Raw genomic sequence first — 11889 nt, forward strand, 5'->3', positions numbered from 1 at the left:
CGCAAGGAGAAACACAACGTGGCACAGACTTTTTACCAGCAGGATGCCGACTTGGATCTCATCAAGGCCAAGAAGGTGGCGATTATCGGATATGGCTCGCAGGGGCACGCCCATGCCCTCAACCTCAGCGAGAGCGGAGTCAAGGTGCGGGTGGGACTGCGCAAAGGATCGGCAAGCTGGCCCAAGGCCCAGGCCGCCGGACTCATGGTGCAGACCGTAGCCGAGGTCTGCCGATGGGCCGACGTCATCATGATCCTGGCTCCCGACACCGTTCAGCCTCAGCTCTACAGCCAGCAGATCGCGCCTTGCCTGGAGCCGGGCGACACGCTCATGTTCGGGCACGGATTCAACATCCGCTTCGGCACCATTCAGCCTCCCCGCGACGTCGACGTCAGCATGGTGGCTCCCAAGGCCCCGGGTCACCGCGTCCGCGAGACCTATCAGGCCGGCGAAGGCACGCCTGCGCTGGTGGCGGTGGAACAGGATGCCTCGGGGCAGGCTTTCGACCTGGCCCTCTCCTACGCCGCGGCGCTGGGATGCGCGCGGGCGGGAGTCATCTACACGACCTTTGCCGAGGAGACCGAGACCGACCTTTTCGGCGAGCAGGCCGTCCTCTGCGGAGGGGTCAGCCAACTGGTCAAGGCGGGCTTCGAGACCCTGGTGGAAGCGGGATACCAGCCTGAGGTGGCCTACTTCGAATGCCTCCACGAACTGAAGCTGATCGTCGATTTGATGTACCGCGGCGGACTCAACTACATGCGCTACTCGGTCAGCGATACCGCCGAGTACGGCGACTACAGCGCCGGTCCGCGGGTCATCAACGAAGAGGTTCGCCAGGAGATGGGCAAGCTGCTGGCCGAGATCCGCGACGGATCCTTCGCCCGCCGCTGGATCGAAGAATGCGAAAGCGGCCAGCCCCGGTTCCGCTCCAGCCGCACCCGCGAGCGCTACCACGCCATCGAGGAAGTGGGCGCCAAGCTGCGCCGCCAGATGCCCTTCCTGAACGCCGTAGAAGCCGAAGAAACCGAATCTCAGGCCATTCCCGAAGGCCAGTCAGACCCCCGTAACGTAGTCTTCTTCTAACCGGAGATCATCACAGCCTTGGCCGGAGGAAAGGCGCTCTCCTGCTTTCCTCACCACCCCGCCCCACCGGTGGGGCGGGGGTTTTGGTTTTGGCCCATCCCTTCATGGCTTGATGAGGACGGCCGGGGCTTGTTCTGCGCTGCGGATTCTTTCGAAGAAATCGCGCAGGAGGGGGTAGTCGTGGGGAGGCACCAGGGTGCGTTTGAGGGTCAGGTTGCGGCGGCAGCGCACTTCCCCCGCCTGGGTTTGGCAGGAGCTTTGGTAGTCTCCGAAGGACTCGCTGAGTTGCAGCGGCTCGGGCAGCTCGTCGGCCTCAAAGCCCGCAGGCAGAGTGAAGACCGTTTCCTCTTCGAATTGCTGAGCCTCCAGTTGAACCGGAAGCTGGCGCAAAGCTGAAGCGAAACGGTTGCGGTCGCGGCGGCCGACCAGGATGGGCTGAAAAAGCATGATGCGCGACTGCATCACCTGGGCGTAAGCAGGGGCATTGAATTCCACCTCCAGGGTGAATTGTCCCTCTTTGCCGCCGCCCAGCGGATCAGTCCGCAGCTCTTGCAGTTGAGCGCCCGTGGCGTCTTCCACGATCCATTCTTGGATGGCCGCCCGATAGTCGGGCCGGGAAAGGCGGCTGAAGAGCTTTTGTTCCGCCACGCCCACGTTGCCGGTGGACTCTTCGATGAGGTTGGCGGAAATCGATCCGTCGGCGTGCAGGCGGGCCTGCACGCTGCGTCTCAGAATGTTGTCCTCGGCGGGAGAAGCCGGCAGCGGCATGAGGACGCCGTCCTCGCCCGCCAAGACCAGTCCCAGCGCGCCTTGCAGGACTTCCGGCAACAGCCCCACGGGAGTCACCGTGTCGGTCGGATCGAAAAAGAGCAGACGCCCCAACTGTGAGTGCTCAGCCACCGCCGGAGCCTGCACCTGCTGGCTGACCCGGATGGCGCTGATGGCGTGGTTGAACTGCTGGGGCGAGGGCCATTCCTCACGCACGAAATCAGGATCTCCCACGTAAATGGCCACGGCGTAGGACTCGATGTCCTGGGCCTTGAGAAGCGAGCGCAGCAGGTTGGCCTTGTCTTTGCAGTCGCCGTAGTTCTTGCTCAGCACCTCGTGGGCCGCCCGCGGGCGATATCCGCCTCCCCGTCCGATGCCGGTCTGGATGGAGACGTAGTTGACGCTTTGCGCATGACCGGCCAGGGCCTGCAGGCGGCTCCATTCATCCTCGGCGCCTGCTGTCAGTTGTTGAGCCGTGCGTGCGATTTCGCCCCCGCTGTCGACTTGCTGGTCGTTGAGCTGAGTCAACCAGGCCGAGACCTCCTTCCAGGAAACGAAGGAGGGGCCCGAGAAGGGCGCTGCACCGTCGGGAAAGTAACTGAGCGCCAGTCGCGGCATCAGCGCCGAGGCGGAGGGGCTGGAGGGTTCGGAGGGGATCCCCTGCAACGGACCCGCCCGCCAGGAATGGCTGTTGCCCGCCACCTCGGCCTGGGGCGGATCGTCCATATTGAAGAATGTGGGCTCGACGCGCCAGCCTTGGGGAAGCGTCAGGCGCATCTGGAAATCCAGCGTGGGCAGTCCCCGTTCCTGAAGGCCCTCGGCGATCTGGGTGAAGATGGTCTTCCGCTCCAGGACCCATTCGCAGCCGAAAACCGAACCCGGCTTCGCCTCCTCAACGGCACGGACCACCTTGGCGCGCGCCTCGTTGTAGATGTCGTTGTCGGCCAGCGACACGTCGTAGGCCTCTTTCTCCTTGAAGCGGCGGACGTCTCCATCGGGGCGGATCAGCCAGGCGTTGATGCTTCGGACTTTGTCTCCGTCGGTCAGGTAGACGACCTTCTCGGTAGCGTATCTCTCTCCTGAGCGTGACCGCACGGCCAGGGCCAGACGGCGTCGCACGGTGGTTTCGCCCTTTTCATTGACGGCAACGTGCTTTTCGTCCAGCAGCACTACGGCCGGCTCGTCCTTCCAGTCTTCGGGAATCGACTTGTCGGCGGCGGCACTCAGCCAGGAGGGGGCCTGATCGGCAGCCAGCAGCTCCGTCCGCGGTCCCTGGGCGAAGAGAAGCGCCAAGGCGGCCAGCCCCGTCCACGCGATTCTGCGCCCTCGCGCCGTCTTCATCATCTACCGCCCCCTTCCTTGCGGCTGAGCAAGAGCGTGTGCCCGTCTCGCTCGTGCAGGGTGTCGAACATGTCCTTGAGGGGCTTATAGGTATCGGGCGGGAAGAGGAGCCCCTGAAAGCGGAAAGTGCGCTGGTAGAGCAGCGTCTGTTGGTCTTCCATCTCCATGTTGACGTTGTACTCCACGATTTCACCGGAGCGGAAGGGTTGAGGAGCCTCCCGGACTTCCACGCTGTAACCCTCGGGCAGCCGGATGCGTACCGAGTCCTCCTCCAGCCAGTGGTAGCGGAAATGGATGGAGTGGAGGCGTTCGGTGGCCGTGAAGTAGGGTTCCCGGTCGCGCCTGAAAAAGGCGGGCTTCAGGAAGAGCCGCTTGCCGGTCACCTGGGCATAGCCGGGGACGCGCACCTTGCAGGTGTAGACGAGGGCTCCGGTCTCGCGCACTCCTTCCATCTCGGGTTCGCTGACTTCGGCTTGAGCCACGAACTCGTGGACGCGGGCCACGATGCCGGCCTGGCGCTGCTCTTCGGTGTCGTCGTCGTAGGTTTCGCGCCGGGAGGCCGCCCTGTGGCCCGTGAATTCCAGGCGGACGTCGCCTTCCAGCGTCCCGTCCTCATGCAGCACCAAGTCGGCCCGGCTGCGTTCCAGCGAAGCCTGGGGAGGGCTGACGGGCGTCCGCACGAAACGCGGATCCTTGGGATCGAGAATGAGCGCCATCTGCCCCTCTTCCTGCCAGCGCAGCATTCCGGCGGGCAGGTAGGCCTCCGACGGATCGAAGAATCGCCACTCTCCGTTGAGATTGACGGCCGCCGCCCAAGCCGGCAGGAATTCGGCGTTGGCCAGCGAAGGATCGAAGAAGTAGAAGGAGCTGTCGCCGATTTCCGCCCAGTAGGCATCGAATCCGGCCGCATTGGCCAGAGCCGCGAAAAGAGCCGTGATGTCGAAGCGGGTTCCCATGCCCCGCTTCAAGGTGTCCTTGGGCTTGCGGTTGCGCTTGCGGTCTTCGATTTCCTCAGCGGTCAAGCCCGAGACGTCGTCGAAGACGTTGGTGATCTCGTTCTGGCAGAAGCGGTAGAGGATGCGCAGCTTCTCTTCATCGGAGCCGGACTCGGCCAGAAGCTCCTCGGCTTTCTGCTTGATTTCCTTGTCGACTTTGAGGCGGTCCTTCAGGTTCTGCCAGCGGTCCCGGCTGTAGTTGGCCCAGTACTTCTGAGGGGTGATGTTGGTGTCGTCGTCGCTGTAGAAGAGGAAGAGCCAGGGGCGCACCTGAGTCTCGGGAGGCATATAGGGCTCCTCGCGGAAGGCGGGGACATTCTCCATGCTGGTCTGGACATAGCCGCCGGGAGCCTTCTCGAACGGGCGCGAGGAGGCGTTGAGAGTGAGGCTGCGCATCCCGTACACGCCGGCGTTGTTCAAGGGCTTGATGAAATAGGTGACCTTCTGGATGGGGATGTCGCGCTGAAACTCGTAACGGTCGTTGTGGGTCAACTGGTCCCGCCTGATTTCCCTCCAACGGTACTCGATGATGGAGCCCGGCTGGACGGCCGGCATGGCGAAAGACTTGGCCCTGATCTTGATCTCCCTGGACTTGACGATGTCGCGTTCGTAGACCGAGTTCTTGTCGAGTTCAACGACGCTGCCGTCGGGTGCGATGGTGCGTCCCTCGATGCGGTCGATTTTCTGCCTGCTCAGGTAGGGAATGTCGACGGTGCTGTGTTCTTCGCGTCCCCGCTCGTTGAAGATCTTGATGCGGATGTAGTGGTTGAGCACCACCTGCGGGTCGCCACCCACAACCTCGTCTTCAACCTTGACTTCCCAGAACACGGCTTCGGCGTCGGCACCCTTCTCCACCTTGGGTTCCGTCATCTGAAGGCTGCTCTTGTCGATGGGCTTCCAGTCTTCGGCTGCTAGGGATATCGAGAGACCGGAAGGGATCAGACAAACCATGACTGCCAGGACTGCCGGTCGCTTGGAAAGCATAGAACATCTCCTTTCTCAAGCCTTATGCGAACTTCTGACGTCTGCCGGTTACGTGTTTCAACGCCACGCTGATTGTGATTCTCTCAGAATGTGAAAGAAATTTCATCTGCTGTAGAAAGCTTTTCCCCAAGCCGCTTGGGCTCGGTTCTGCTAAACTCCTGACGATGAAAAAGTTAGCGCTGTTGGTGTTAGTCACATTTTTTCTCGCCTGTTCGTCGGCTGAGGACGCCTCCCAGGCGGAGCAATCGGAAGACCAGGCCTCTCAGGTGGCAAAGACCGAAGGCGATCTCTGCCCACGCATCCACCAAAATTCGCAACGTCAGGCCGCCGTGCGGGAGGCTGCCGAGGCTGGACGTCTGGTGGTCCTGATCCGCCACGCCACCAAGGGAGGAACGGTGGACCGTCCCTGTCCGGACCCCGACCAGGCTCTGACCGAGGGCGGTTTCGCCCAAGCCGAGGCTTTGCGGGGGCATTTGCAGCGCCTTGGGTGGAGCTTTTCGCCCGTCCTCACCAGTCCTTACTGCCGGACTCTGCAGACGGCCGAAACCCTGGTTCCCGACTTCGATCCGATCGAGGCCGACGGGCTCTACACTTGCGAGTTCGAGGACCTGATCAGCGAGCACAAGCAAAGCGGCTCCAACCTGCTGCTGGTTACCCACAGCGGCTGCGTGGGCAAAGTGTTGGGAGCAGAGGTCCCTCACACCGACCCCGACTACGACTCCGTGGCGGCCTTCATCGACTACGACGACCCCGAGAACTCCTTGGGCTGCGCCCTGGCCGCCGACTGGCCCTCCATTACCGCTCGATGAGCTAGCGACGACGCTAATGGCTGACGAACCTATGAGGAAAAGTTCCGCCGTACGGAGTCGAAGTGGCACCCTGCGCCGGAGACGGAATAGAGTCCGATTTCAGACTCTTTTTCCCCCAGCGGCATCCCGCGCGTGGGGATTGACGCGGGTGTCGGAGTCTACTTTGCCGTCCACCAGGCGGATGATGCGGTGGGCGCGTTTCATGACGCGGGGGTCGTGGGTGCTGAAGAGGAAGGTGGTGCCGTGCTCTTCGTTGAGGCGCTCCATCAGTTCCAGCAGGGCCACGGCCGTTTCCGAGTCGAGGTTGGCGGTGGGTTCGTCGGCCAGCACCAAAGCCGGGTTGGAGGCGATGGCGCGGGCCACGGCCACGCGCTGCTGCTGGCCGCCCGAGAGCTCAGCAGGGCGGCGGTGTTCCATTCCCTTCAGTCCGACTTCCTGCAAAAGCCCGCGGACGCGTCGGCGCCGCTCCTCTTTGGGCATCCCGCGCAGCAAAAGGATGAACTCGGCATTTTCCTCGGCGCTGAGCACGGGAACCAGGTTGTAGGCCTGAAAGATGAATCCGATCTCGTTGAGCCGCAGACGGGCCTTCTCGCGGTTGGACATCCCGGTAATGTCCTCCTGCTGCAGGATGATGCGTCCCTTATCGGGGACGTCGAGTCCGGCGGCCACGTTGAGGAGGGTGGTCTTTCCCGATCCTGAAGGCCCCATGAGGACGGCGAAGTCGCCTCGTTCCAGCACCAGGTCGACGTTGTCCAGGGCTTTGATGGTTTCGGAACCCTGCTGATAAAAGCGGCTGACCCCCTCGAGTCGCAGAACGTCGTCTTCCTGAGTGGCCGTGATTCCAGAGGGTTTGGCAGTGGTGGCGGTTTTATTCATCGTTGATCAATCCCTTCCCAGCAGTTGCACGTCGGCGGCGCGGGCTGCTCTCCAAGCAGGCATCACGGCCAAGATCAAGGTCATCACGAATATCCACAGGATGGAGAGGAAAATGCGTTCTGGCGACAGGTAGGAATACATGACGGGATCGAAGGCCACCCCGGCCACGGTGGCTCCTTCTTCAATGTCCATCAGCGCGGCTAGCGGCAATCCGTAGACTTCGAAATACTTGTGCGCCGACCATCCCAGCGCCAGTCCGGCCGCCGAGGCCAGGGCGCCGATCAAAGCCGCCTCCAAAAGCACCATGGTGAAGCGTTGGGCAGGGGGCAGTCCCAGGGCGCTGAGCAGGGTGAATTCGCGGCGGCGCTCCAGCACGCTCATGAGCAGGGTGTTGAGGACCATGAATCCGATGAGCAGGAAGAGGAAGACGTGAAAGACATAGTTGCCGCCGTCGTCGACGCGTATGAATTCTTCCAACTCGGGCAGCGCTTGCCTCCAGTTCAGGACTTCCACGCCGCCGCGACGGAAGCCCTCGGCATCGAGTTGCTCCTGCGTTGCAGCCGAGGCGGTGGTCGGGGGGCTGCCGGCGCTTGGCTGTTCGGCTGCTTGGCGGTCTGAAGCCAGGGACTGACGCAGGGCTCGGGCCAGTTCCTCAGAGGTGTGCGAGCTTTCCAGGATGACGGCCAGTTGATGCACCTGGCCGGGCAGGTTGAAGAAGCGCTGGGCTTCCGAAAGGGGCAGCAGGACGATGATCTGGTCGTATTGGTCCTGGCCCGTTCCCAGGATGCCCTTGACCCGCACCAGCCGCGACTGGACTTCAGAGGTATCGGCGGCTTGGGCCATGAGAACCAGCTTGTCTCCTACCTCAAGTTCCAGCTTGCGGGCGACGCCGCGTCCGATGACGACCAGGTTGTCGTCCCCCTCATCCAGGAACTGGCCCTCGATGATCTTCTTGGGAAAGTTGGATCCGGCACGTTCCCCGCCGGGCTCCACCCCGATGATTTGCACTCCCGTGGAGCCGTCGGCCGAAGAGGCCAGCCCTGAGGCGAAGATGCGGGTGGTGACGGCGGTAACGGGGAAGTCTCCCGCTGCTTCGATCCGGCGGCGGGCCTCGTCGGCCTCAGCTTCCCTCAGGGTGCGTTCGATGCCGCCTATCGCCTGGTAGCCGTCGGCCTGCACGAGGACGTGTCCCGAGCCCATGCGCACGGCGCTCTCGATCATCTGCTGGTGAGCACCGTCGCCCAGTCCCAGAGAAACCAGCAGCAGGGCCAGTCCCAAGGCCACGGTGAGGGCCGTGAGCAGGGTCCGCCGGGTGTTGCGCCAGAGGTTTCTCCAGGCGATGCGCAAAAGGGTCAGCATGTCGGTACCTCTTTCATGGGCTTCAGACCCCCTTGGCGGCGGCCATGGCCTTGACCGGGTCCAGCCGGGCGGCGCGAAAGGCCGGAACGGCGGCCGCCAGGACGGATGCAGCCACCAGAGTAAAGCCGGCCCAGAACGTCATCTCCCAGTTCCACTGGAAGCGCACCACGGGATCCATGCGGGTGCTCATCAGCGACATTTCTCCCATCCAGCGGCTGAGGTCGAGTCCGCTGGTGGAAAGATGGCTCATGGCCCAGCCTCCGATGCCCAAGCCCGCTGCCACTCCCATCAGCGAAAGAAAGAAGCTTTCGGCCAGGATGGAGAAGAGAACCTGCTCGGGGAGCATGCCCAGCGATGTCACCGTGCCGATTTCGCGGCTGCGCTCGAAGACGGCCATGAGCATGGTGTTGAGGATTCCCAGCGCCGCGAATATGGCGATAAGTCCGATCACGAACCCGTAGCTGGACTCGAACATGGCCAGGTAGTCGCGCAGTTGGGGCGAGAGGTCGCCCCAGGAGGCGGCTTCGACCTGAGCAGGCAAGGCGGAGTCGGCGTTGAGCCTTGACCTGAGAGCGTCGGCTTGCATGGGGTCGTCCAGGCTGAGGACGATTTCATGGATGCGCTCGCCGGGCAGCACCAGCAGGTCCTGCAAGTCGTTGAAGTGGACCACGGCCAGCGTCTTGTCGACGTGGCTGAGCCCCGAGCGCAGGATGCCCCGGACGATGAAGAGGGTGTTGCCCAGTGATCCGTCGGCGGCCTGGGTGAGGGCGGCTACCTCGCCTCCCATCTCGGCCTTCAGTTCCTCAGCCAGTCCTTCGCCCAGCAAAATACCGCCCTCGGCCTGAGGGCTCAGCGGTTGGCCGGTATGAAGAGTGTCGAGAAAGGTGGTGACGCGGGGCTCGTTTTCGGGATCCACGCCGATCAACTGGGCTCCCGCCGAATGCTCTCCGGTGGAAAGCAGCGCGAAGCCGTAGACGCGGGGAGCAGCGGCCTGTATGTGGGGAAATGCTTCCTCCAACTGCCCGCTCAGTGCGGGATCGACGCCGTCGCGTCCTCCCAGCGTGTCGTAGAGACCGCGGTCGGGCAGATAGTCGGGATGATGAAGTTGAACGTGCCCCAGCATCAGGCTGGTGCCGTTGGCCAGCAGTTGGTCCTTGAGTCCCATGGTCATTCCCACCAGCAGGATGAGGAAGAAGAAAGCGGTGGCCACGGCGGCGATGGTGATCAGGCTGCGCCGGGTGTTTCGCCACAGGTTGCGCCAGCCCAGTTTGACGACCAGCATGTCATCTCCTCAGTTGGGACAGCGAGAATTTGCGGTCGGAGATATCGATCTCGAAGGTCAGCTCGTGGTAGACCATTTCGGTGTACTCGTCGGGCTCGTCGGCCGGTTCCAGACGCAGCCGGGAGGGAACCAGGCGTCCGCCCATCGTCTTGAAGTCGTGAAAGGTGAGGGTGCGCTTGAGGACCTCGTCCTCGTCGTAGTAGCGGCCCCAAATCGGCATCAGGTCGTCCTGACGCACCTGTATCAGGATGCTTCCCCACACCACCGGGGCCTCGGGCTTGGGAATCAGCTTCAATTCCCACACCGGCCCGTCCTCGGGGTCGCGAATGCCGTCGAAGACGATCTCCACGTCGTAGTCCTCGGCCAGGAGCGAATCTTTGACCAGGTCGTCGTTGGTGAAATGCGATCCCATCCAGGAACTGGCCATCATGGAGCTGGGCACCCGGATGGTGCGGTCGATCTTGGGAAGGTAATTCCAGATGTCGCGTCCTACCTTGAGAGTGGCCGTGCCCTCTTCTTTTTTGGGGGCCAGGATGTTGATCAGGGCCTTGTCGGTTCCCTTGGACCAGATCTCCATCTCCAGCGAGCGCTTCCAGTGTTCGGTCACCACGGTCATCTCCAACCGGGCGTGGGAGGAATCGCCGCGCAGCAGCCGGTCCACCCGGTCGATGATCTCTACCGGATCGAGGTCGGTGTCCCCCGTCATGCCCCAGGCGTAGGCCGGCAACGAGCCGGCCAGTCCGGTGCCCGTGGAAGGCGCCAGCGCCACGCTGAGCAGGGCCAGTATGAAAAGAACCGTCGTCAGTGACCACTTGGATTTCATGACATCTCCAGTATATCTTGGCGGACTCCGCCGCCCAATCGATTCAACGGATAGGCATACGCCGCCCCTTGCGCCTTCATTCAATTTCTTGGCGCCTTGCCGGCGGTGTTAGAATGATGTCATGTCCGAAAAGCGCATCAAAGTATCCTGCCCCTGCTGCCATTCGGAACTGACGGTGGACCGCGAGACAGGCTTGGTCATCAAGCACAGCCGCCAGAGGTCCGCCGCTTCCTTCGACGAAGCCCTCGAGCGCGAACAGCAGCGTCGCGGCAAAGCCGACGAACTCTTCGCCAAGGCCTTCGAGAACGAACGCAAACGCACCTCTGACCTGGAAAAGAAGTTCCGGGAAGCCTTCGATTCCCAGGATGAACTGGAAGATCCAGTGCGTCCCTTCGACCTGGACTAAAGCACGACGAGGGGGTGCTGCCTCCCGCTCGTCTCTAACTCCCGACATAGCGTGCGTACAGCGACCGCGCCCGGGCGATATCGTCAGTGCCGGTGATGATGGCGCGTCCGTCGGGGAAGAGGTGAATCTCCTGACCGTCCACCTGCAAACGCATGAGATAGGGATTGCGCTTGACTTCGACCTCGGCTGGCAGGCGTTGCAAAAGCAAGTCGAAGTCTACCTCGGAGGGTTCTCCCGAGCTTGAGCGCGAGGGACGGATGTGCACGGCGTTGCGTCCGCACAGGCGGGCCGTGCGGTCGCCCGCCTCGCCCTCCAGGTAGGGGAAGCGGCGTCTGGCGCAGCAGGGGCAGTCGGGATTCTTCAAAGCCGTAGAGTCGCCTGAGCGCCAATATCCCTCCCAGACATCGACACGCAAGAGGACGGTGACAAACGCATGACCCGCCAGGCGGCGAAGCGCTTGAGAGGACTGGAAGGCGGCCACCGCCTGCACGGTCGGGCCCAGGATACCGGCTGTTTCGCAGGTTTCCACGCTTCCCGCCGCCGGAAGCTCCTCCATCAGGCAGCGCAGGCAGGGAGTCGCGTCCGCTTCGATGGCGGCGGCCACGCCGTAGCTGCCCAGGGCGGCGCCATAGATCCAGGGGACGCCGCGGCTGACCGACCAGTCGTTGAGCAGGAAGCGGGTCTCGAAGTTGTCGGTTCCGTCCAGCAGAAGGTGGCAGTCCTGGACCAGCGAAGCGATGTTGCGGTAGTCGAGGTCGGCACAGCAGGCCTCGACTTCGATCTCGGAGTTGACCCTGGCCAGCGTCCTCCGCGCTGCCTCGGCCTTGGGCAGACGCTGCTCGGCGTCGGCTTCCGTGAAGAGCGTCTGGCGCTGCAGGTTGGACTCTTCCACGAAATCACGGTCGATGATGCGCAGGAAACCGACCCCCGCCCGGGCCAGCATGTCGGCCGACGCCGTCCCCAGCGCCCCGCACCCCACGATGGCCACCCGCGAGCCATACAGGCGCACCTGGCCTTCTTCTCCGAGCGGAGTGAATCGGACCTGGCGTGAGTATCGGTCTGACACGTCCAAGAGTCTATCGGATTTGGGCGCGGCGCTAGAAAAAACTGGTCAAAGGCGGCCCCAGAGTGTAGAATCGGTGACGGGTTTATCGGGAAGCTCC

General features: G+C 63.0%; 10 protein-coding genes. 3 read left to right on the forward strand and 7 right to left on the reverse strand.

Annotated elements, in window-relative coordinates; all coding sequences use genetic code 11:
• Nucleotides 1-18: 18 nt before the first annotated feature.
• The gene (ilvC, locus tag VLU25_09050) at nt 19-1083 is read left to right on the forward strand and encodes a ketol-acid reductoisomerase (protein HSR68077.1); all 1065 of its coding nucleotides are present in this window, start codon (nt 19-21) and stop codon (nt 1081-1083) included.
• A gap of 102 nt (nt 1084-1185) precedes the next feature.
• On the opposite strand, the gene VLU25_09055 is transcribed toward ilvC, so the two are convergent.
• Nucleotides 1186-3195, reverse strand: coding sequence for a DUF3857 domain-containing protein (locus VLU25_09055; GenBank protein HSR68078.1), 2010 nt, complete (start codon nt 3193-3195; stop codon nt 1186-1188).
• Nucleotides 3192-5171: a DUF3857 domain-containing protein gene (locus VLU25_09060; protein HSR68079.1), complete on the reverse strand. Its 1980-nt coding sequence runs from the start codon at nt 5169-5171 to the stop codon at nt 3192-3194. The genes VLU25_09055 and VLU25_09060 overlap by 4 nt, the downstream gene beginning before the upstream one ends.
• A gap of 164 nt (nt 5172-5335) precedes the next feature.
• Between VLU25_09060 and VLU25_09065 the strand changes: the two genes are divergently transcribed.
• Nucleotides 5336-5980 carry a phosphoglycerate mutase family protein gene (locus tag VLU25_09065; GenBank protein ID HSR68080.1) on the forward strand — a complete coding sequence of 215 codons (645 nt, stop codon included), beginning with the start codon at nt 5336-5338 and terminating at the stop codon, nt 5978-5980.
• Nucleotides 5981-6079: 99 nt separating this feature from the next.
• Here the strand turns inward: VLU25_09065 and VLU25_09070 are convergent, their stop codons facing one another.
• The 4 genes from VLU25_09070 to VLU25_09085 are packed head-to-tail and all read right to left on the reverse strand — an operon-like array spanning nt 6080 to nt 10320.
• Entirely contained in the window at nt 6080-6856 is a 777-nt protein-coding gene (locus tag VLU25_09070; GenBank protein ID HSR68081.1) for an ABC transporter ATP-binding protein, read from the reverse strand.
• 6 nt (nt 6857-6862) lie between these two features.
• Nucleotides 6863-8215 (reverse strand): ABC transporter permease, encoded by a 1353-nt coding sequence (locus VLU25_09075; GenBank protein HSR68082.1) that lies wholly within the window; start codon nt 8213-8215, stop codon nt 6863-6865.
• A gap of 22 nt (nt 8216-8237) precedes the next feature.
• On the reverse strand, nt 8238-9497 hold the full coding sequence (locus VLU25_09080) for an FtsX-like permease family protein (GenBank protein HSR68083.1): 1260 nt from the start codon (nt 9495-9497) through the stop codon (nt 8238-8240).
• Nucleotide 9498: 1 nt separating this feature from the next.
• Nucleotides 9499-10320: an outer membrane lipoprotein-sorting protein gene (locus VLU25_09085; protein ID HSR68084.1), complete on the reverse strand. Its 822-nt coding sequence runs from the start codon at nt 10318-10320 to the stop codon at nt 9499-9501.
• 121 nt (nt 10321-10441) lie between these two features.
• On the opposite strand from VLU25_09085, the gene VLU25_09090 reads away from it, so the two are divergent.
• Nucleotides 10442-10726: a hypothetical protein gene (locus tag VLU25_09090; protein HSR68085.1), complete on the forward strand. Its 285-nt coding sequence runs from the start codon at nt 10442-10444 to the stop codon at nt 10724-10726.
• Between the two features lie 34 nt (nt 10727-10760).
• On the opposite strand, the gene VLU25_09095 is transcribed toward VLU25_09090, so the two are convergent.
• A complete protein-coding gene (locus VLU25_09095) occupies nt 10761-11792 on the reverse strand; it encodes a ThiF family adenylyltransferase (protein HSR68086.1) in 1032 nt (343 codons plus the stop codon).
• Nucleotides 11793-11889 lie beyond the last annotated feature (97 nt).

Source organism: Acidobacteriota bacterium (assembly GCA_035471785.1).
Taxonomy (GTDB): Bacteria; Acidobacteriota; UBA6911; order RPQK01; family DATIPO01; genus JANQFM01.

Coding starts and splice junctions, on each gene's coding strand:
- VLU25_09055 (HSR68078.1), bottom strand. CDS start 3,195: ATGATGAAGACGGCGCGAGGGCGCAGAATCGCGTGGACGGGGCTGGCC.
- VLU25_09060 (HSR68079.1), bottom strand. CDS start 5,171: ATGCTTTCCAAGCGACCGGCAGTCCTGGCAGTCATGGTTTGTCTGATC.
- VLU25_09065 (HSR68080.1), top strand. CDS start 5,336: ATGAAAAAGTTAGCGCTGTTGGTGTTAGTCACATTTTTTCTCGCCTGT.
- VLU25_09070 (HSR68081.1), bottom strand. CDS start 6,856: ATGAATAAAACCGCCACCACTGCCAAACCCTCTGGAATCACGGCCACT.
- VLU25_09075 (HSR68082.1), bottom strand. CDS start 8,215: ATGCTGACCCTTTTGCGCATCGCCTGGAGAAACCTCTGGCGCAACACC.
- VLU25_09080 (HSR68083.1), bottom strand. CDS start 9,497: ATGCTGGTCGTCAAACTGGGCTGGCGCAACCTGTGGCGAAACACCCGG.
- VLU25_09085 (HSR68084.1), bottom strand. CDS start 10,320: ATGAAATCCAAGTGGTCACTGACGACGGTTCTTTTCATACTGGCCCTG.
- VLU25_09090 (HSR68085.1), top strand. CDS start 10,442: ATGTCCGAAAAGCGCATCAAAGTATCCTGCCCCTGCTGCCATTCGGAA.